The organism is Sphingomonas sp. TREG-RG-20F-R18-01, assembly GCF_022662475.1.
In the GTDB taxonomy this organism is placed as follows: Bacteria; Pseudomonadota; Alphaproteobacteria; order Sphingomonadales; family Sphingomonadaceae; genus Sphingomonas.
This window is the reverse complement of the sequence record NZ_JAKNQQ010000003.1, coordinates 480,012-498,107: the sequence shown is the minus strand read 5'-3', so window position 1 is coordinate 498,107 and position 18,096 is coordinate 480,012. Positions and strand designations below refer to the sequence as shown.

At 64.6% G+C, this 18,096-nt stretch carries 23 protein-coding genes; 21 read left to right on the top strand and 2 right to left on the bottom strand.

The features are described 5' to 3' along the window. Positions 1-90 precede the first annotated feature (90 nt). Positions 91-1,287: an MFS transporter gene (locus L8K25_RS12090; RefSeq protein ID WP_242139168.1), complete on the bottom strand. Its 1,197-nt coding sequence runs from the start codon at positions 1,285-1,287 to the stop codon at positions 91-93. Positions 1,288-1,424: 137 nt separating this feature from the next. On the opposite strand from L8K25_RS12090, the gene L8K25_RS12085 reads away from it, so the two are divergent. From L8K25_RS12085 to L8K25_RS12065, 5 genes are read left to right on the top strand one after another with little or no spacing between them, the layout of a single operon-like run. Then, the gene (locus L8K25_RS12085) at positions 1,425-2,333 is read left to right on the top strand and encodes a class I fructose-bisphosphate aldolase (protein WP_242139159.1); all 909 of its coding nucleotides are present in this window, start codon (positions 1,425-1,427) and stop codon (positions 2,331-2,333) included. A 40-nt stretch (positions 2,334-2,373) separates the two neighbouring features. Continuing rightward, positions 2,374-2,823, top strand: coding sequence for a hypothetical protein (locus tag L8K25_RS12080; RefSeq protein WP_242139158.1), 450 nt, complete (start codon positions 2,374-2,376; stop codon positions 2,821-2,823). Beyond that, positions 2,813-3,496: a thiamine phosphate synthase gene (gene thiE, locus L8K25_RS12075; RefSeq protein ID WP_242139151.1), complete on the top strand. Its 684-nt coding sequence runs from the start codon at positions 2,813-2,815 to the stop codon at positions 3,494-3,496. The genes L8K25_RS12080 and thiE overlap by 11 nt, the downstream gene beginning before the upstream one ends. A gap of 32 nt (positions 3,497-3,528) precedes the next feature. Next, positions 3,529-3,720, top strand: coding sequence for a stability determinant (locus L8K25_RS12070; protein WP_242139144.1), 192 nt, complete (start codon positions 3,529-3,531; stop codon positions 3,718-3,720). Beyond that, positions 3,698-3,970 carry a type II toxin-antitoxin system RelE/ParE family toxin gene (locus L8K25_RS12065; RefSeq protein WP_242139142.1) on the top strand — a complete coding sequence of 91 codons (273 nt, stop codon included), beginning with the start codon at positions 3,698-3,700 and terminating at the stop codon, positions 3,968-3,970. The genes L8K25_RS12070 and L8K25_RS12065 overlap by 23 nt, the downstream gene beginning before the upstream one ends. Positions 3,971-4,014: 44 nt before the next feature. Here the strand turns inward: L8K25_RS12065 and L8K25_RS12060 are convergent, their stop codons facing one another. Further along, positions 4,015-4,614, bottom strand: coding sequence for a DUF882 domain-containing protein (locus L8K25_RS12060; RefSeq protein ID WP_242139140.1), 600 nt, complete (start codon positions 4,612-4,614; stop codon positions 4,015-4,017). An 80-nt stretch (positions 4,615-4,694) separates the two neighbouring features. Between L8K25_RS12060 and L8K25_RS12055 the strand changes: the two genes are divergently transcribed. The 16 genes from L8K25_RS12055 (at position 4,695) to nuoK (ending at position 18,095) form a co-directional block, all read left to right on the top strand. Then, positions 4,695-5,669, top strand: a complete 975-nt coding sequence (locus tag L8K25_RS12055; protein WP_242139281.1) for a L,D-transpeptidase family protein — start codon at positions 4,695-4,697, stop codon at positions 5,667-5,669. 14 nt (positions 5,670-5,683) lie between these two features. After that, a complete protein-coding gene (locus L8K25_RS12050) occupies positions 5,684-6,310 on the top strand; it encodes a M23 family metallopeptidase (RefSeq protein ID WP_242139138.1) in 627 nt (208 codons plus the stop codon). 65 nt (positions 6,311-6,375) lie between these two features. Further along, entirely contained in the window at positions 6,376-6,939 is a 564-nt protein-coding gene (gene efp / locus L8K25_RS12045; RefSeq protein ID WP_010216636.1) for an elongation factor P, read from the top strand. 147 nt (positions 6,940-7,086) lie between these two features. Then, a complete protein-coding gene (locus L8K25_RS12040; protein ID WP_242139137.1) occupies positions 7,087-7,899 on the top strand; it encodes an inositol monophosphatase family protein in 813 nt (270 codons plus the stop codon). Positions 7,900-8,160: 261 nt separating this feature from the next. After that, positions 8,161-8,535 carry an NADH-quinone oxidoreductase subunit A gene (ndhC, locus tag L8K25_RS12035; RefSeq protein ID WP_010163508.1) on the top strand — a complete coding sequence of 125 codons (375 nt, stop codon included), beginning with the start codon at positions 8,161-8,163 and terminating at the stop codon, positions 8,533-8,535. Further along, positions 8,526-9,080: an NADH-quinone oxidoreductase subunit B gene (locus L8K25_RS12030; protein WP_010216641.1), complete on the top strand. Its 555-nt coding sequence runs from the start codon at positions 8,526-8,528 to the stop codon at positions 9,078-9,080. The genes ndhC and L8K25_RS12030 overlap by 10 nt, the downstream gene beginning before the upstream one ends. Continuing rightward, the gene (locus L8K25_RS12025; protein WP_242139135.1) at positions 9,077-9,922 is read left to right on the top strand and encodes an NADH-quinone oxidoreductase subunit C; all 846 of its coding nucleotides are present in this window, start codon (positions 9,077-9,079) and stop codon (positions 9,920-9,922) included. The genes L8K25_RS12030 and L8K25_RS12025 overlap by 4 nt, the downstream gene beginning before the upstream one ends. Further along, on the top strand, positions 9,919-11,154 hold the full coding sequence (locus tag L8K25_RS12020) for an NADH-quinone oxidoreductase subunit D (protein WP_242139134.1): 1,236 nt from the start codon (positions 9,919-9,921) through the stop codon (positions 11,152-11,154). The genes L8K25_RS12025 and L8K25_RS12020 overlap by 4 nt, the downstream gene beginning before the upstream one ends. Beyond that, the gene (locus L8K25_RS12015) at positions 11,154-11,822 is read left to right on the top strand and encodes an NAD(P)H-dependent oxidoreductase subunit E (protein ID WP_242139133.1); all 669 of its coding nucleotides are present in this window, start codon (positions 11,154-11,156) and stop codon (positions 11,820-11,822) included. The genes L8K25_RS12020 and L8K25_RS12015 overlap by 1 nt, the downstream gene beginning before the upstream one ends. Continuing rightward, positions 11,822-13,126 (top strand): NADH-quinone oxidoreductase subunit NuoF, encoded by a 1,305-nt coding sequence (gene nuoF, locus L8K25_RS12010; protein ID WP_010216648.1) that lies wholly within the window; start codon positions 11,822-11,824, stop codon positions 13,124-13,126. Before L8K25_RS12015 ends, nuoF begins: the two co-directional genes overlap by 1 nt. After that, the gene (locus L8K25_RS12005; protein ID WP_242139132.1) at positions 13,123-13,353 is read left to right on the top strand and encodes a hypothetical protein; all 231 of its coding nucleotides are present in this window, start codon (positions 13,123-13,125) and stop codon (positions 13,351-13,353) included. The genes nuoF and L8K25_RS12005 overlap by 4 nt, the downstream gene beginning before the upstream one ends. Beyond that, positions 13,353-15,353: an NADH-quinone oxidoreductase subunit NuoG gene (gene nuoG / locus L8K25_RS12000; protein WP_242139131.1), complete on the top strand. Its 2,001-nt coding sequence runs from the start codon at positions 13,353-13,355 to the stop codon at positions 15,351-15,353. The genes L8K25_RS12005 and nuoG overlap by 1 nt, the downstream gene beginning before the upstream one ends. A 139-nt stretch (positions 15,354-15,492) precedes the next feature. After that, positions 15,493-16,662, top strand: a complete 1,170-nt coding sequence (gene nuoH / locus L8K25_RS11995; RefSeq protein WP_242139130.1) for an NADH-quinone oxidoreductase subunit NuoH — start codon at positions 15,493-15,495, stop codon at positions 16,660-16,662. Continuing rightward, entirely contained in the window at positions 16,659-17,144 is a 486-nt protein-coding gene (gene nuoI / locus L8K25_RS11990) for an NADH-quinone oxidoreductase subunit NuoI (RefSeq protein WP_242139129.1), read from the top strand. The genes nuoH and nuoI overlap by 4 nt, the downstream gene beginning before the upstream one ends. 34 nt (positions 17,145-17,178) lie before the next feature. Further along, positions 17,179-17,790, top strand: coding sequence for an NADH-quinone oxidoreductase subunit J (locus tag L8K25_RS11985; RefSeq protein ID WP_131528513.1), 612 nt, complete (start codon positions 17,179-17,181; stop codon positions 17,788-17,790). After that, entirely contained in the window at positions 17,787-18,095 is a 309-nt protein-coding gene (gene nuoK, locus L8K25_RS11980; RefSeq protein ID WP_010163525.1) for an NADH-quinone oxidoreductase subunit NuoK, read from the top strand. The genes L8K25_RS11985 and nuoK overlap by 4 nt, the downstream gene beginning before the upstream one ends. Position 18,096: the final 1 nt, after the last annotated feature.

The window sequence follows — 18,096 nt, the reverse complement described above, 5'->3', positions numbered from 1 at the left end:
AGGGCAATGCCCCGTACGCTTTTTCTCAAACCCTGCATATCAATGCCCCCATCGATCCGGGCGGCAAGGTGCTGGAGTTTTGCGCTTTCGTCAATCGGACGGCCGTTGTCCCGCCGTACGGTCGAATAGCGCGAACAGCAGCAACGCCATCCCGCCGATCCCGGCCCCGAACATGCTGGTGAGCGCCCATCCCCCTGCCGCGATGCTGGCACTGCCGATGACCGAGCCCATCGCGCCGAACAGGAAGACGATAGTCATGTACGCAGCGTTGATTCGCCCGCCCGCCGCCGGGTCCAGGCCGAAGATCACGCGCTGTCCCGAGATCTGGTTGAGCTGGACCGCCGCGTCGATCAGCACCGCGCCGACCGCGAAGGCGATCACGCTCCCCGCCGCGACGACCATGTCCGACGCGACAAACGCCACCGTGAGCAGCAGCAGGGCGAACAGCGTCGTCGCCCGCGCGCGCCCCTTGTCGGCGAAATGCCCGGCGATCGGTGCCGCCAGCGCGCCGCCCGCGCCAGCGAGCGCGAACAATGCCACGCCGTTCGCGCCCAGCCCGAAGCGCTGCGTCAGCACGATCGGCGCGGCGGTCCAGAACATGTTGAAGGCGATGAACAGCAGCGCCTGATACGCCGCGCGCAGCCGCAGGACCGGATAGCGCCGCAGCAGGTCGAGCGATGATGCCAGCAACGCGCCGTAGCGCAGCGTGCTGTCCGGCCGGCGCGCGGGCAGCATCAGCAGCAGCGCCACCCCGACCAGCGCGGTCACGCCGGCGGAGACGAAGAACATCGCGCGCCACCCCGCGAGCCCGGCGACGAAACTCGCAACCGGCCGCGCGAGCATGATCCCGGTGAGCAACCCGCTCATCACCAGCCCGATCGTGCGGCCCTGACGTTCCTGGCTGCTGAGCTTGGCGGCAAGCGGCACCAGCACTTGCGCGCCGACCGAACAGACGCCGGTCACCAGGGCGGCGGCCAGAAATGTGATCGGCCCTTCCGCCAGCGCGATGCCGAGGCATCCGAGCACCGCGCCGACCGTGGCGACGAGGATCAGCCGCTTGTTCTCTACCAGGTCCGACAGCGGCACGATGAACGCCAGGCCGAGCCCATAGCCGAGCTGGGTCAATGTCACGATCGCCCCCGCCAGCCCCGCGGACAGGCCGATGTCGGGCCCGATCGTCTCGATCAGCGTCTGGGCATAATAGAGGTTGGCGACCATCGCGCCGCACGCGACCGCCATCAGCAGCGTGGCCGCGGGGGAAAGATCATGATGGTCGGGATGGCTCATCCGACCCGAAAGCCTCGCCGTCGCGGAAAAAGCAAGTGCGCGCCGTGCAATCGGTCCTGCGGGGGGAATGGCGCGTTGCAGTCGCGGGTGTGGCTGACTATCACGCCCGCAAAGCCCAGAAGAAGAGGATCCAGACCATGACGCCTGCCGTCAAAGCCATTCTCGACAAGTACGAATCCGACAGCCCCGCGACCAAGGCCAACCTCGGCCGGATCCTGATGCACGGCCATCTCGGTGGCACCGGCAAGCTCGTCATCCTGCCGGTCGACCAGGGGTTCGAACATGGCCCGGCACGCAGTTTCGCGATCAACCCGCCGGCGTACGACCCGCATTACCACTATCAGCTTGCGATCGACGCGGGGCTCTCGGCCTATGCCGCTCCGCTCGGCATGCTGGAAGCGGGCGCGATGACCTTCGCCGGGCAGATCCCGACGATCCTCAAGGTCAACAGCTCGAACAGTTGGGCGCAGGGCGCGAACCAGGCGGTGACGGGGTCGGTCGAGGATGCGGTGCGGCTCGGCTGCGCGGCGATCGGCTTCACCATCTATCCGGGGTCGGACGACCTGTTCGACATGATCGGGCAGATCCGCGAAATGTCGGCGGAGGCCAAGTCGGTCGGGATCGCGACCGTGATCTGGTCCTATCCGCGCGGCGGGATGCTCCCCAAGTCGGGCGAGCTCGCGCTCGATGTCGGGGCTTATGCCGCGCACATGGCGGCGCTGCTGGGCGCGCACATCATCAAGGTGAAGCTGCCGAGCGACCATATCGAGCAGAAGGAAGCCAAGCCGATGTACGAGGGCACCGACTGGTCGAACCAAGCGGACCGCGTGAAACACGTCGTCCAAGCGAGCTTTGCCGGGCGCCGGATCGTCGTCTTCTCGGGCGGCGCGTCCAAGGGGTCGGACGCGATCTATCAGGACGCGCGCGACATTCTCGCGGGCGGCGGCAATGGCTCGATCATCGGCCGCAACACCTTCCAGCGCCCGCGTGACGAAGCGCTCGAGATGCTCGGCAAGATCATCGCAATCTACAAGGGCGAAGCGTAAGGACACGCAGGCGTTCGCCTATCACCGGAGCCTTGGCCCGATGATAGGCGTGCTGCTGGGGATCGCCATCGTCGAGATGCTGGTGGTGCATCTCGTGGTGGTCGCGCTGCTCGGCTGGGTTGCGGCGATCGTCGTCGGGCTGCTTGATCTGTCGGTGGTGATCAGCCTGGCGATGCTGCTGAAGTCGTTCCGGCGGTATCCGGTGACGATCGCGGACGGCGTTCTGACGATGCGGGCGGGCAGCCTCAAGTCGATCGCCGTCCCGATCGCGGCCATCGCCGGTCTCCGTGCGACCTGGAACGCGGCCGCCCTCCAGCAGAAGGACATGGTCAACCTCGCGCTGGCAAGCTGGCCGAGCGTCGTGGTCGACCTTTCCGAGCCCGTTCTGAGCCGCCGCGGCAAGCCGATCCGTGCGATCGCGCACAAGCTTGACGATCCCGCGGCTTTCCATGCCGCGATCACGGCGCTATCGGCTGCGCATGGACATTGAAGACCCCCTCGGCCCGCTCGACCCCGATTTCGGTGCGCAGTTCCAGCGTGATTATCGCCGGCCGCCGTGCCAGCTGTATCTCGTCTCGCCGCTCGACGTCACCGGCGGCTTTGCCGACCGGCTGAAACGCGCACTCGACGCCGGCCCCGTCGCGGCGTTCCAGTTCCGCGTCAAGGACATCGACCAGCATGCCGCGGCCGCGCTCGCCGAGCCGTTGCAGCGGATCTGCGCCGATGCGGACGTCGCCTTCATCGTCAACGACAGCATCGCGCTCGCCAAGCGGCTCGGCGCGGATGGCGTCCATCTCGGGCAGGACGATGGCGATCCGCAGGAGGCGCGCAGCGAGCTGGGCGCGGCGGCGCAGATCGGGATCAGCTGCCACGCCAGCCGCCATCTGGCGATGGAAGCGGGGGAAGGGGGCGCGGATTACGTCGCGTTCGGCGCGTTTTATCCCACGACCACCAAGGTCGCGGAGCATGTCGCCGACCCCGTGTTGCTGAGCTGGTGGTCGACCGTGTTCGAACTGCCCTGCGTCGCGATCGGCGGGATCACGCCGGCCAATGCGCCACCGCTGGTACAGGCGGGGGCGGATTTCCTTGCCGTCTCGCACGGCGTCTGGGGCGGGGACGAAGCAGCAGCGGTAAAGGCGTTTGCCGAGGTGCTCAAGCGGTAGAGGCGGAGCGCAGTTCATGCTATGAGCGGAGCATGGCGAAACTCTCTCCCATCGAGTCCGTATTCGACACTACGGAGGACGCCGCAGCGTACGATACTTGGTTCCGAGCGCGGGTGCAGGCGGCACTGGATTCCCCTCACCCGAAGCTCCCTCACGATCAGGTGCGGGCAGAAATGCGCGCGTTGATCGAAGCGAAGACACGTGCGGCTTCTCTGGGAGACTAAGGCGCGCAACGAACTCCGCGCAATCCTCGACTATATCGGCGACCGGAACGTTAGCGCAGCCGCCCGGATGGAGGACGCCATTTTCGGTACGGTGGAAATGGTTTTACGTAATCCGTTCATGTACCGGCCCGGCCGCGTGCGCGGCACCCGTGAAGCAGTGGCACACCCCAACTATGTTATCGTGTATAAGGCGGACGACGACACGGTGACGATACTCGCAGTTCTGCACGCCCGACAGCGATACCCGTGACAGGCGTAATTCGCAGTGAAGGGGTTGACCCGCTCACTCCATAGCTACCAGTGCCGCACGCGCCCAGTATCGACATGCACGAACCCGTCGCGCGGATAATAGCCGACGCCACCTCCGCCCAAGGCAAGCGCCGCGCCGCGCAACCGGTCGAGCGACACGCCGGGCACCACGATATCGGTCGCCTTGCCGAGCATGTGCTGGCTCTGGCTCGCGACGCCGCTATGCGAGCCGCCGCGGGCGCGGAGCTTCGCATTAGTCTGTGGCGAGCGATAGCCGCAGATCAGGTCGATCTTGCGGTTGCCGCCAAGCTCCAGCTTCTGTCGGAGCGACACGAGCAGCGCCAGCAGGCGGCGGTCCATGCCGATTGTATCGCCCGTGCGCCAGTCGCGCAGGCCATGGTTGAGCTCGGCCAGCCCGGCCGGAACGAACCGTCCAGACCGCGCGAACACCGCATCGACGCTTTCGTTGGTATGGACGTTGCGGATCGCAAGGCGCCATTCCACGCCCACCGCCATTGCGGGCAGGGGGAGCGCCAGCGCCGCGCCGCCCGCGATCGCGCCGCCGATCAGTGCGCGGCGTGAGAGCGGCGCGCTGCATTTCGAAGTCGTAACGGACCCAACGTCCCGGTCTGTCGTTATCTGCATGCAATTGCATGTAGGAGACTGAAACCGTGCTCAAAACCTTTGCCAGCGTCGCTTGTCTGGCCTTGGCCCCGGTTGGTCTCATGGCGGCGGGCGCGGCGGGAACCAACGCGCCGCTGCCAACGCCCGCGGCACAAACCAAGCTGGATCTGTCGGTCCTGCATGCGCAGGTGATCCTCGACCATCTCGGTTTCTCGCCCGGCGTGCTGGACGGGCGCGAGGGCAAATCGCTGGTCGCGGCGATCACCGGGTTCCAGGAGGTTCAGGACTTGCCCAAGACCGGCAAGCTCGATCCGGCAACGCTCCGTGCGCTGTATCCGCATCGCACCTGGCGACCGACCCAGAAGATCACGCTGACCAACGAGATCCTCGCCGGCCCGTTCACCAACCCGTTCCCCAAGGACCCGGCGCTCCAGTCGAAGTTGCCCGCGCTCGGCTACAAGTCGGTGATGGAGAAGATGGGCGAGATGTTCCACACCACGCCTGCGGTGCTGATCGAGCTCAACAGCCCGGATACCAAGCTGACCGCCGGGACGCAGATCGTCGTCCCGAACGCGATTACGACCGAGCGGGCCTATGATCCGAAGCTCCCGGAGAATTGGCGCAAGACGCTGAGCGACCTCAACATCGACTCGACCCAGCCGCAGGGCGCGAAGATCGTCGTGTCCAAGTCGAAGGAGGTCCTGCGTGTGCTCGACAAGGACGGCAAGCTCGTCGCGCAGTTCATGGCGACGATGGGCAGCACGCACGATCCGCTGCCGATCGGAACGTGGAAGGTGCTCGGGCCGAGCTACAATCCTGAATTCCATTACAACCCGTCGCTGTTCTGGGATGCCAAGAAGGGATCGAAGCAGGCGCTGCTTCCGCCGGGCCCCAATGGGCCGGTCGGCGTGGTCTGGCTCGACCTGTCCAAGCCGCATTACGGGATCCACGGAACGCCGTCCCCCGAGACGATCGGTCGCGCGGAGAGCCATGGCTGTATCCGCCTGACCAACTGGGATGCCGCCCGCCTAGCCATGATGATCAAGGCCGGTACGCCGGCGGTGTTCCAGAGCTGATCCGGGGGCGGGGGATGAAGAAGCTTGGTGTGATCCTCGTCGTGCTGCTGCTCGGGGTCGTGGGGCTCTGGGTAGCAGCGCTGGTGTTCCTTCCCGACGCGCCGGGCGGCACGCGGGATGGACCGATCGCGCGGCTCCGTCTCGCCGTACGCGGGCAGCCTCAGCCGGTCGACATCGGCGCGGGGCGGGGCGGCTCGGTCGTGCTGGCCGTTCCGGTTGCTGGCGTACGCCGGGGCGAAATTTGCGAATCGTGGGGCGATCCACGACAGAATGGCGAGCGCGAGCATCACGGCACCGACGTGATGGCGGCGGCAAGCACGCCGGTGATCGCTGCGGCACCGGGCATCGTGGAGAAGCTATGGAACAGCGCGGCGGGTGGCACGACGGTCTACGTCCGTTCGCCATCCCGGACCTGGACGCATTATTATGCGCATCTGGCGGGCTATGCGTCCGGCCTGCACGAGGGCCAGCCGGTCACGACCGGGCAGTTGCTCGGCTATGTCGGAGACACGGGTAACGCGGGGGCAGGGAATTACCACCTGCATTTCGGGCTCACCCGCACCGATCCAGCCCAGCATTGGTATGAGGGGACCGACGTCGATCCGTTCCCCTATCTTGCGGGCAAGCCGCTGCCCGGCTAAGGCCTCGCGCCACGGTGCCTCGCAAACGGGGCGTCGCTTGGCTCTTTCCAACGCAGGCTCACCCCATGAAGATCAACGCGGTCGAAATCCGTCCCGGCAACATTCTCGAATATGAAGGCGGCATCTGGCGTGCGGTGAAGATCCAGCACACTCAGCCCGGCAAGGGCGGTGCCTACATGCAGGTCGAGCTCAAGAACCTGATCGACGGCCGCAAGAACAACGTCCGCTTCCGCTCGGCCGAGAGCCTCGAGAAGGTGCGGCTCGACACCGTCGACTTCCAGTTCCTGTTCCGTGAGGGCGACACGCTGACCTTCATGGACAAGATCAATTACGAACAGATCACGCTCGACGCGGACATCCTCGGCGATGCGGCGGCGTTCCTGCAGGACGGCATGGATGTCGTGATGGAATTGTGGGAGGAGCGCCCGATCTCGGTGCAGCTCCCCGACACGATCGAGGCGCTGATCGTCGAGGCGGATGCGGTGGTGAAGGGGCAGACCGCCTCGTCGAGCTACAAGCCCGCGATCCTCGAGAATGGCGTCCGCGTGATGGTCCCGCCGCACATCGGCGCGGGGACGCGGATCGTCGTCGACGTCTACGAACAGACCTATGTGAAGCGCGCGGAGTGACGCTTCTCCCTCTCCCCGCTTGCGGGGAGAGGGCCGGGGAGAGGGGCAATAACGCGGACGTTCGTTTCTGCACTGCCCCTCTCCCGCGCTTCGCTTCGCTCGCTTGCCCTCTCCCCTGAAGGGGAGAGGGAGAAAGAAAGTAAGATTATGCCCTCCCATTCCGGTCTGATGACCGTCATCGATCGCGCCGCCCGCAAGGCCGGTCCGCGCCTGCGCCGCGATTTCAACGAAGTTCAGCAGCTGCAGGTCAGCCGCAAGGGCCCGGCCGACTTCGTGACGATCGCCGACCAGCGCGCCGAGCAGACGCTGTACGAGGAACTGTCGCGCGCACGCCCCGACTGGGGCTTCCTGATGGAAGAGCGCGGCGAAGTCGCGGGTGATCCCAACAAGCCGCGCTTCATCGTCGATCCGCTCGATGGCACGACCAACTTCCTCCACGGCATCCCGCACTTCGCGATCTCGATCGCGGTCGAGGAACCGATGCCCAACGGCAAGCGCGAGATCACCTCTGCGATGGTCTATCAGCCGATCACCGACGAAGCGTTCTGGGCCGAGAAGGGCCGGGGCGCGTGGGTGCAGGAGCAGCGGCTGCGCGTTTCGGCACGGCGCGACCTTGCCGACTCGCTGATCGCGACGGGGATTCCGTTCCTCGGCCATGGCAATTTCGCCGAATGGTCGCGCATCTTCGGGGCGATCGCGCCCGAGGTCGCCGGGATCCGGCGGATGGGGTCTGCGGCGCTCGATCTCGCCTGGGTCGCGGCGGGGCGGTACGATGGCTATTGGGAGTCGGGTCTCAAGCCGTGGGACGTCTCGGCGGGTCTGTTGCTGGTCAAGGAAGCAGGCGGGTTCGTCACCGACTTCCGCGGCGGTGAGAAGATGATGGAACGCAGCGAGTTCCTCGCCGCCAACGACGGGTTGCAGACGCGACTCCATAAATTGCTGGCGGGCGCGCTGCGCTGAGGGGCGGGGGCAATACCCCGACTCCGTCATCCTCGCGAAGGCGGGGATCCATACTGGCTGGCCCCGGTCGCGCTTGCTGCCGTTGCGTCAATGGATTCCCGCCTTCGCGGGAATGACGGATGGGTGTGGGGTACAGGGGTTCTGCTGGGAACAACCTCCTTCGAACGCCTGTTGCGATTCATTCTCACGCCCGCAACCCTTGCCCCTAAAAGCCCATGGTCCTAAAGCCCTCGGCATCCCTTCGCACATGCGAGAACACCCTTGGTTGACCTGTCACAATATCTCCCGATCCTGCTGTTCCTCGGCGTCGCGCTCGTGCTGTCCAGCGTGTTCGTGTTCCTGCCGATGCTCGTCGCGCGCCTGACCGGTGCGCACAAGCCGACCGCGGAAAAGCTCTCCGAATATGAGTGCGGCTTCCCCGCGTTCGAGGATCCGCGCAGTCAGTTCGACGTGCGCTTCTACCTCGTCGCGATCCTGTTCATCATCTTCGATCTCGAGGCAGCGTTCCTATACCCATGGGCGGTCAGCGTGTTCCAGCTCGGCTGGGTCGCGTGGGGATCGATGATGTTGTTTATCGCCGAACTCGCGCTCGGCCTTGTTTATGCGTGGAAGAAGGGAGCTCTCGAATGGGAGTAGAACTGACGCACCCGACCACTGGCCTGCCGGGCCAGGATCTGGTTCAACCCGATGCCGCGTTCTTCAACGACCTGAACGGCGAGCTTGGCGACAAGGGTTTCCTCGTCACTTCGACCGAGGACCTGTTTCATTGGGCGCGCACCGGTTCGCTGTGGTGGATGACCTTCGGGCTCGCGTGCTGCGCGGTCGAGATGATCCACGTCAACATGCCGCGCTATGATCTCGAGCGTTTTGGCGCCGCGCCGCGCGCGTCACCGCGCCAGTCGGACGTGATGATCGTCGCGGGCACGCTGTGCAACAAGATGGCTCCGGCGCTCCGCAAGGTCTACGACCAGATGTCCGAGCCGAAGTACGTCATATCGATGGGCTCGTGCGCCAATGGTGGCGGCTATTATCATTACAGCTATTCGGTCGTGCGTGGCTGTGACCGGATCGTGCCCGTGGACATCTACGTCCCCGGCTGCCCGCCGACTGCGGAAGCATTGCTGTACGGGATCATGCAGCTCCAGCGGAAGATCCGTCGCGTCGGGACGATTGAACGATGAGGGCGCCGGCTCCAGCCTATCGCGCCAATGACGGCGTGATCGACGCGGCGACGGCTGCGCTCGGTGGTCGTCTGCTGCACTCCCTCGACGCGGTCGGCGAAGTCGCGCTGCATGTCGATCGTTCCTCGCTGGTCGAGACGATGGTCGCGTTGCGCGATACGCCGGGCCTCGAATATCAGCAGCTGATGGAAATCGCGGGCGTCGATTATCCCGATCGCGGGATCGACCGGTTCGAGGTCGTCTATTGCCTGCTCTCGCTGACCCGCAACCACCGCATCCGCGTCCACGTCCAGACCGACGACGAAAAGCCGGTCCCGTCGGTAACGGGGATCTGGCCGGTCGCGGGCTGGCTCGAGCGCGAAGTGTACGACATGTACGGCGTGCTGTTCTCGGGCAATTCGGACCTTCGGCGTATCCTGACCGACTACGGCTTCCGTGGTCATCCGCAGCGCAAGGACTTCCCGCTGACCGGCTATGTCGAGCTGCGCTATTCCGAAGAAGCCAAGCGCGTGGTCTATGAGCCCGTCGCGCTGGCGCAGGACTTCCGGACGTTCGACTTCATGAGCCCGTGGGAAGGCGCCGAATACGTCCTCCCGGGCGACGAGAAGGCGAAGGTGCCGGAAGCCAAGGGTGCGCCGACGCCGCTCAAGGCGGACGAGATCGTCAAGGCCGATGCGGCGAAGTCGCCGACCCAGGTGCCGAGCGATCCAAAGGTCACCGAGAACACCGGCCAGTCCGGCGCGGGCAAGCCCGGTGCCGGTGCGGGCGAAAAGCCAGCCAATCCGTCGGTCATGCCCAGCAAGGGCAGCGGCGGCGGGACTGGCGGAGGACAGAACCAGTGAGCGAGTATCTCGACCAGCTCGAACATCGTACCGACGGTGAAAAGCCGGAAGTGGGCGATGTCGAAATCCAGAACTACACGATCAACTTCGGTCCGCAGCATCCGGCCGCACACGGCGTGTTGCGCCTGGTGATGGAGCTCGACGGCGAGATCGTCGAGCGTGTCGATCCGCACGTCGGGCTGCTTCACCGCGGCACCGAGAAGCTGATCGAGTATAAGACCTACATGCAGGCGCTGCCGTATTTCGACCGGCTCGACTACTGCTCGCCGCTGTGCATGGAGCATAGTTATGTGCTCGCGGTCGAGAAGCTGCTCGATCTCGAAGTGCCGATCCGCGCGCAGTACCTCCGCGTGCTGTTCGCCGAGCTGACGCGCATTTCGAACCACATGCTCAACCTCGGGTCGCATGTCATGGACGTCGGCGCGATGACGCCGAACCTGTGGCTGTTCGAAATCCGCGAAGATTGCATGAACTTCTTCGAGCGCGTCTCGGGCGCGCGGATGCACAGCGCCTACTTCCGTCCGGGCGGCGTCCATCAGGATGCGCCGCTCAAGCTGCTGACCGACATCGCCGACTGGCTCGACACGCGGCTGCCGCGGCTGTTCGAGGATGCGATCTCGCTCGTCGCGGACAACCGCATCTTCAAGCAGCGTAACGTCGATATCGCGACGGTCAGCCGTGAGGATGCGATCAAGTGGGGCTTCTCCGGCCCGATGATCCGGGGTTCGGGCATCGCCTGGGATCTGCGCAAGTCGCAACCGTATGACGTGTACGACCGGATGGAGTTCGACGTACCGGTCGGTACGCGTGGCGATTGCTATGACCGGTTCATGGTGCGCGTCGAGGAAGTCCGCCAGTCCGCGAAGATCATGAAGCAGTGCCTGCGCGACATGCCCGAAGGGCCGATCGCGTCGCTCGACCGCAAAGTCGTGCCGCCCAAGCGCGCCGAGATGAAGCGGTCGATGGAAGCGTTGATTCATCACTTCAAGCTGTACACCGAGGGCTTCCATGTGCCCGCGGGCGACGTCTATGTCGCGACCGAAAGCCCCAAGGGCGAGTTCGGCGTGTATCTGGTCGCCGATGGCACGAACAAGCCGTACCGCTGCAAGATCCGGCCCACGGCCTTCTCGCATCTGCAGGCGATGGACTTCATGTCGAAGGGCCACATGCTCGCGGATACGACCGCGATCCTGGGCGCGATGGATATCGTTTTTGGTGAATGTGACCGATAATGGCTGAAGCCCCAAAGATCCCTGACGAAGCCGAGACCCGCGCCCGCTGGGGTGTGTTCGCGTGGAACGACGATAACCAGAAGAAGGCGAACGAGATCCTCGGTCGCTATCCCAAGGGTCGCGAGCAATCCGCGTCGATCCCGTTCCTCGATCTGGCGCAGCGTCAGGTCGGCGAACAGACCCAGACGCAGGGCTGGTTGCCGGTTCCGGTGATCGAGTTCGTCGCGCGCCAGATCGGCGTGCCGTACATGCGCGTGTACGAGGTCGCGACCTTTTACACGATGTTCAACATGGCACCGGTCGGCCGCTTTCACGTCCAGGTCTGCGGCACGACGCCGTGCCTGCTCGGCGGCAGCGACGACGTTCTGGCGGCATGCAAGAACAAGGGGCTGATCAAGGGCCGCACGACCCCGGACGGCATGTTCACTTTGACCGAAGTCGAGTGCCTTGGCGCGTGCGCCAACGCGCCGATGGTCCAGATCAACGACGACAATTTCGAAGATCTCGATTACGACAAGACCAGCGCATTGCTCGAGGCGCTTGCCAATGGCACGCCGGTCACGCCGGGATCGCAGACCGGGCGGCGCGATAGCTGCCCCGCGGGCGGTCCGACGTCGCTCAAGGAAATGGTCGACGAAAACCACGATTACCGGACGGAGTGGGCCTGATGCTTGCCGACAAGGATCGCATCTTTACCAACGTCTACGGCTTCCAGCCGTGGAACCTCGAGGCCGCGATCAAGCGTGGCGATTGGGACGACACCAAGGGCCTGATGGCACGCGGGCAGGATGCTTTGATCGACGCGGTCAAGGCATCGGGCTTGCGCGGCCGTGGCGGCGCTGGTTTCCCGACCGGCACCAAATGGTCGTTCATGCCCAAGGAACCAAAGCCGGACCGCCCGAACTTCCTCGTCATCAACGCCGATGAATCTGAGCCGGGGTCGTGCAAGGACCGCGAGATCATCCGCCACGATCCGCACAAGCTGATCGAAGGCGCGCTGATCGCGGGTTATGCGATGCGCGCGCGCGCCGCCTACATCTACATCCGTGGTGAATATATCCGCGAGGCCGAAGTCCTCTTCGCCGCGGTCGCAGAGGCGTATGACAAGGGCCTGATCGGCAAGAACGCCAGCGGCTCGGGCTATGACTTTGACGTCTTCGTCCATCGTGGCGCGGGCGCGTACATTTGCGGCGAAGAGACCGCGATGCTCGAGAGCCTCGAGGGCAAGAAGGGCCAGCCACGGCTCAAGCCGCCGTTCCCGGCGGGGGCAGGGCTCTATGGCTGCCCGACGACGGTCAACAACGTCGAGTCGATCGCGGTCGTGCCGACGATCCTGCGGCGCTCGCCCGAGTGGTTCGCGAGCTTCGGCGCCGAGGGCAATCGCGGCACCAAGCTGTTCCAGATCAGCGGGCATGTGAACAAGCCGTGCGTGGTCGAGGAGGCGATGAGCATCACCTTCCGCGAACTGATCGAAACGCATTGCGGCGGGATCCGCGGCGGGTGGGACAATCTGCTCGCGGTCATCCCGGGCGGGTCTTCGGTGCCGCTGGTACCGGCTGCCGAGATCATGGACTGCCCGATGGACTTTGACGGCCTCAAGAAGGTCGGTTCGGGTCTGGGCACCGCGGCGATCATCGTCATGGACAAGTCGACCGACATCGTTCGCGCGATCAGCCGTCTCTCCTACTTCTACAAGCATGAGAGCTGCGGCCAGTGCACGCCGTGCCGCGAAGGCACCGGCTGGATGTGGCGCGTGATGGAGCGGATGCGCACCGGCGATGCGGATATTTCCGAGATCGATACGCTGTATCAGGTGACCAAGCAGGTCGAAGGTCACACGATCTGTGCGCTCGGCGATGCGGCGGCCTGGCCGATCCAGGGCCTGATCAAGCACTTCCGCCCCGAGATGGAGCGGCGGATCACCGAGAAGCGTGGTGGCGGGTTGAGCCCGATGATGGAGGCGGCGGAGTGACGTTGGAGCAGGGCGACCTCATCCTCGAAATCCTGAAGCGCTTGCAGAGTGATATGACCTCTGTGAAGCGGGATATGGCGTCGTTTGCGGTTCGCTTGTCTGCGTTGGAAGATTACACGCGCGGATTGACCACGTCCGTTTTCGGAATGCAGGCTGATATCAGCGCGATCAATCACCGGCTTGACCGTATCGAGCGCCGTCTCGATCTCACTGAAGAGACCGAATAATGCCCTTAGTCAAAGTCGATGGTGTCGAAGTCGAGGTCCCCGCTGGTGCCACCGTGCTCCAGGCGTGCGAGATCGCCGGCAAGGAAATCCCGCGCTTCTGCTATCACGAGCGTCTGAGCATCGCGGGCAATTGCCGCATGTGCCTGGTCGAAGTGAAGCCCGGACCGCCGAAGCCGCAGGCATCGTGCGCGCTGCCGGCCGCGGACAAGCAGGAGATTTTCACCAACTCGCCGATGGTCAAGAACGCACGTGAAGGGGTGATGGAGTTTCTCCTGATCAACCATCCGCTCGATTGCCCGATCTGCGACCAGGGTGGCGAATGCGACCTGCAGGACCAGAGCCTCGCTTATGGGCGCGGCCAGTCGCGCTATGACGAGAACAAGCGCGCGGTTACCGAGAAGTACATGGGGCCGATCGTCAAGACGGTGATGACGCGGTGCATCCAGTGCACGCGCTGCATCCGTTTTGCCGAGGAAGTCGCCGGGGTCGAGGAAATCGGCGCGATCGGTCGCGGCGAGGACATGCAGATCGTGTCCTATCTCGAACATGCCGTGACGAGCGAATTGTCGGGCAACGTCGTCGATCTCTGCCCGGTCGGTGCGCTGACCTCCAAGCCGTACGCTTTCGAAGCGCGTCCGTGGGAGCTTCGCAAGACGCTGACGATCGACGTGATGGACGCGGTCGGCACCAACATCCGGCTCGACAGCCGTGGTCGGCAGGTGCTCCGCGCAGTGCCGCGGATCAACGAGGACGTGAACGAGGAATGGGCGAGCGACAAGACGCGCCACGCGGTTGACGGCCTGGTCCGTCGTCGCCTCGACAAGCCGTATATCCGGAAGGGCGGCCGCCTGACCGAAGCGTCGTGGGATGCTGCGTTCCTCGCGATCTCGCAGGTCGATGCCGGGTCGAGCATCGCCGCAGTCGCTGGCGATCTGGTCGATTGCGAAACGATGTATGCCGCCAAGGCGTTGCTCGGCAGCATGGGGTCGACCCTGCTCGAGGGTCGCCAGACCGGCATGGATTATGACACGACCAATCTCGCCGCGGTCAATTTTAACACGACGATCGCGGGCACCGAACAGGCCGACGTGATCCTGATCGTGGGCAGCAACGTGCGCTGGGAAGCGCCGCTGGTGAACACGCGGATTCGCAAGGCGATCAAACGCGGCGCGAAGGTGTTCGCGATCGGTCCGGAAACCGAGCTGACCTATAAGGTCGAATGGCTCGGCGAGGATCTCGGCGTGCTCGGCAACCTGCCCGAGGCTGTGACCGAGGCGTTCGCCAAGGCCGAGCGTCCGATGATGATCGTCGGCGGGGCGGCGCTCAAGTCGCTGGGCGCGGCGCTCGCGCTGGTGTCGCCGCTGGGTCTGGTCAAGGACGGCTGGAACGGCTTTAACGTGCTCCACATGGCGGCGAGCCGCATGGGCGGGTTGATGCTCGGTTATGCACAGAAGGGCGGCATCGCGGATGTCGTCGCGGCCAAGCCGAAGCTCGCCTTCTTTCTGGGTGCGGACGAGGTCGATTACGGCGCGTTCGAAGGCACGCTCAAGGTTTATATCGGGCATCATGGCGACAAGGGCGCGGCTGCTGCCGACGTCGTTCTCCCGGGGGCGAGCTATGCCGAAAAGTCGGGCACGTATGTCAACCTCGAGGGTCGCGTTCAGCGGGGCGAGCGTGCGGTGTTCCCGCCGGGCGATGCGCGCGAGGACTGGACGATCCTGCGCGCACTGTCGGGCATGATGGGCAAGACGCTGCCGTTCGACACGATCGAGGAATTGCGCGCGAACATGGCGACCGATACGCCTGCGCTCGCGACGCTCGGACTTGCGACGTTCGACTGGGCACCGCCTGCGCTTAACGCAGCGGCCTCGGGCACGCTGACCGGCTATCCGATCAAGGACTTCTACCTGACCAACGCGATCTGCCGGGCAAGCCCGACGATGCAGCGCTGCTCGGCGGAACTGGTCCACGGGCAGGAATTCGCGGAGGCGGCGGAATGACCTTCGCTTCTTCGCTTCTTTCTTCCCCGGCGCAGGCCGGGGCCCAGTCGCGAGCGGCCGTTTGGCTGAACGCGGCGCGCGGTAACGACAACCTTCCCGACTGGGCCCCGGCCTGCGCCGGGGAAGGGGAACTGGCAGCATGACCTCCTTCTTCACTTACCGTTTCGGGATGCCCTTTGGCTGGGCGTGGTTCCTCGCCACGTTGATGGACATCCTGCTGATCGCGCTGCCAGTCATGCTCGCGGTCGCGATGCTGATCTACGCCGATCGCAAGATCTGGGCGTCGATGGCGCTGCGGCGTGGTCCCAACGTGGTCGGTCCCTTCGGCCTGCTCCAGTCGTTCGCGGACGGCCTGAAGGTGTTCCTGCAGGAAACGATTATCCCGTCAGCGGCGAACAAGACGCTGTTCATCATCGCGCCGATCATCACTTTCACGGTCGCATTGATCGTCTGGGCGGTGGTTCCGTTCGATGCGCGCGCCGCGCTTTCCGACATCAACGTCGGGTTGCTCTACGTTCTCGCCGCTTCGTCGATCGGCGTCTACGGCGTGATCCTCGCGGGCTGGTCGTCCAACTCGAAATATCCGTTCTTCTCCGCGATCCGCGCCGCGGCGCAGATGGTCAGCTATGAAGTCGCAATCGGCTTCGTGCTCATCTCGATCGTGCTGTGGAGCGGCAGCTTCAATCTGACCAACATCGTCGAGGCGCAGAAGAGCGTGATGGGGACGCCGGTCAACGGTTTCTTCCTCAACCCGTTGCTGTTCCCGATGGCGGTGGTGTTCTTCATCTCGTCGCTTGCGGAAACGCAGCGCGCGCCGTTCGATCTGGCCGAGGCGGAGAGCGAGCTCGTCGCCGGATACCAGACCGAATATTCGTCGATGTCGTTCGCGCTCTACTGGCTCGGCGAATATGCCAACGTAATCCTGATGTGCGCGCTCAACGCGACGCTGTTCTGGGGCGGGTATCTGCCGCCGTTCGATTGGGCACCGCTTTATGTCGTGCCGGGTATCATCTGGCTGTTCATCAAGATCCTGCTGTTCTTCTTCGTGTTCAGCTGGGTCAAGGCGACGGTGCCGCGCTACCGTTATGACCAGCTGATGCGGCTGGGCTGGAAGATCTTCCTGCCGCTGTCGCTGTTCTGGGTGTTCCTCGTGTCCGGTGTCCTGATGGTCACCCGCGTCGGCACCGAGTGCGCGCCCGAGAACCGGGTCTATACCAAGCAATATCTCTACGACGACGGTCGTCCGCGCTATCCCACCGATGGCGTGTGCCAGGCTGCTCCCGTGAACCAGTTGGAGAAGCGCTCGTGAGCGTCGCCCAGATCATCAAGTCCTATACGCTTTGGGAATTCCTCAAGGCGCACGCGCTGACCCTGAAGTATTTCTTCAAGGCCAAGGCGACGATCAACTATCCGTTCGAGAAGAACCCGATCAGCCCGCGCTTCCGTGGCGAGCATGTGCTGCGGCGCTATCCCAACGGCGAGGAACGCTGCATCGCGTGCAAGCTGTGCGAAGCGGTGTGCCCCGCGCAGGCGATCACGATCGAGGCGGAACCGCGTGACGACGGCTCGCGCCGCACGACGCGCTACGACATCGACATGACCAAGTGCATCTTCTGTGGCCTGTGCCAGGAAGCATGCCCGGTCGACGCGGTCGTCGAGGGTCCGAACTTCGAATATGCGACGGAAACGCGCGAAGAGCTGATCTACGACAAGGCCAAGCTGCTGGCGAATGGCGATCGTTGGGAAAGCGCGATCGCCGCGAACCTTGCCGCCGACGCGCCTTACCGTTAAGCGCCGCACCGACTCTGAGGGGCCCCAGAAAACCGTGATCCAGGCACTCGCCTTTTATCTTTTCGCAGCGATCGTGATCGTGTCAGCCGCGCTGACCATCACCTCGCGCAACCCGGTGCATGCCGTGTTGTGGCTGATTCTGGCCTTCTTCAACGCAGCGGGCCTGATGGTCCTCGTCGGTGCCGAGTTCATCGCGATGCTGCTCGTCATCGTGTACGTGGGCGCCGTCGCCGTGCTGTTCCTGTTCGTCGTGATGATGCTCAACATCGATTTCGCCGAATTGCGCGCCGGCTTCGCGCGCTACGCCGCGATCGGCGCGGTGTTCGCGGTCGGGCTGGCGGCCGAGATCATGCTCGCCTTCGGGGCGTGGAGCGCGGGGACGATCGAACTCGCCCGCCGAGGTGCGCCGATGCCCGAGACGACGTCGAACATCCAGGCGCTCGGCATGGTACTCTACACGCGCTATCTCTTCGTGTTCGAAGGCGCCGGGCTGGTCCTGCTCGTCGCGATGATCGGCGCGATCGTGCTGACGCATCGGGATCGCACGGGGTCGCGCAAGCAGAACATTTCGCGGCAGAACGCGCGCCGTCCGCAGGACGCGACGCGCAATACGCAGCCGACGGTCGGCGCAGGGGTGGAGCTATGACGATCGGTTTGGGCCATTATCTCGTCGTGGGCGCGATCCTGTTCGCGCTTGGCGTGCTCGGCATCATCGCCAACCGCAAGAACCTCATCGTCATGCTGATGGCGGTCGAGCTGATCCTGCTCGCGGTGAACCTCAATTTCGTCGCCTTCTCGGGCTATCTCCACGATCTCGTCGGCCAAGTGTTCGCGATGTTCGTGCTGACGGTCGCGGCGGGTGAGGCGGCCATCGGGCTTGCCATCCTCGTCATCTATTTCCGTAGCCGCGGGACGATCTCGGTCGACGACGCCAACCGGATGCAGGGGTAAG

Excerpts from the sequence above, each read along its gene's own strand:
- L8K25_RS12090 (WP_242139168.1), bottom strand. The coding sequence starts at position 1,287 with ATGAGCCATCCCGACCATCATGATCTTTCCCCCGCGGCCACGCTGCTG.
- L8K25_RS12085 (WP_242139159.1), top strand. The coding sequence starts at position 1,425 with ATGACGCCTGCCGTCAAAGCCATTCTCGACAAGTACGAATCCGACAGC.
- L8K25_RS12080 (WP_242139158.1), top strand. The coding sequence starts at position 2,374 with ATGATAGGCGTGCTGCTGGGGATCGCCATCGTCGAGATGCTGGTGGTG.
- thiE (WP_242139151.1), top strand. The coding sequence starts at position 2,813 with ATGGACATTGAAGACCCCCTCGGCCCGCTCGACCCCGATTTCGGTGCG.
- L8K25_RS12070 (WP_242139144.1), top strand. The coding sequence starts at position 3,529 with ATGGCGAAACTCTCTCCCATCGAGTCCGTATTCGACACTACGGAGGAC.
- L8K25_RS12060 (WP_242139140.1), bottom strand. The coding sequence starts at position 4,614 with ATGCAGATAACGACAGACCGGGACGTTGGGTCCGTTACGACTTCGAAA.
- L8K25_RS12055 (WP_242139281.1), top strand. The coding sequence starts at position 4,695 with ATGGCGGCGGGCGCGGCGGGAACCAACGCGCCGCTGCCAACGCCCGCG.
- L8K25_RS12050 (WP_242139138.1), top strand. The coding sequence starts at position 5,684 with ATGAAGAAGCTTGGTGTGATCCTCGTCGTGCTGCTGCTCGGGGTCGTG.
- efp (WP_010216636.1), top strand. The coding sequence starts at position 6,376 with ATGAAGATCAACGCGGTCGAAATCCGTCCCGGCAACATTCTCGAATAT.
- L8K25_RS12040 (WP_242139137.1), top strand. The coding sequence starts at position 7,087 with ATGCCCTCCCATTCCGGTCTGATGACCGTCATCGATCGCGCCGCCCGC.
- L8K25_RS12030 (WP_010216641.1), top strand. The coding sequence starts at position 8,526 with ATGGGAGTAGAACTGACGCACCCGACCACTGGCCTGCCGGGCCAGGAT.
- L8K25_RS12025 (WP_242139135.1), top strand. The coding sequence starts at position 9,077 with ATGAGGGCGCCGGCTCCAGCCTATCGCGCCAATGACGGCGTGATCGAC.
- L8K25_RS12015 (WP_242139133.1), top strand. The coding sequence starts at position 11,154 with ATGGCTGAAGCCCCAAAGATCCCTGACGAAGCCGAGACCCGCGCCCGC.
- nuoF (WP_010216648.1), top strand. The coding sequence starts at position 11,822 with ATGCTTGCCGACAAGGATCGCATCTTTACCAACGTCTACGGCTTCCAG.
- nuoG (WP_242139131.1), top strand. The coding sequence starts at position 13,353 with ATGCCCTTAGTCAAAGTCGATGGTGTCGAAGTCGAGGTCCCCGCTGGT.
- nuoH (WP_242139130.1), top strand. The coding sequence starts at position 15,493 with ATGACCTCCTTCTTCACTTACCGTTTCGGGATGCCCTTTGGCTGGGCG.
- nuoK (WP_010163525.1), top strand. The coding sequence starts at position 17,787 with ATGACGATCGGTTTGGGCCATTATCTCGTCGTGGGCGCGATCCTGTTC.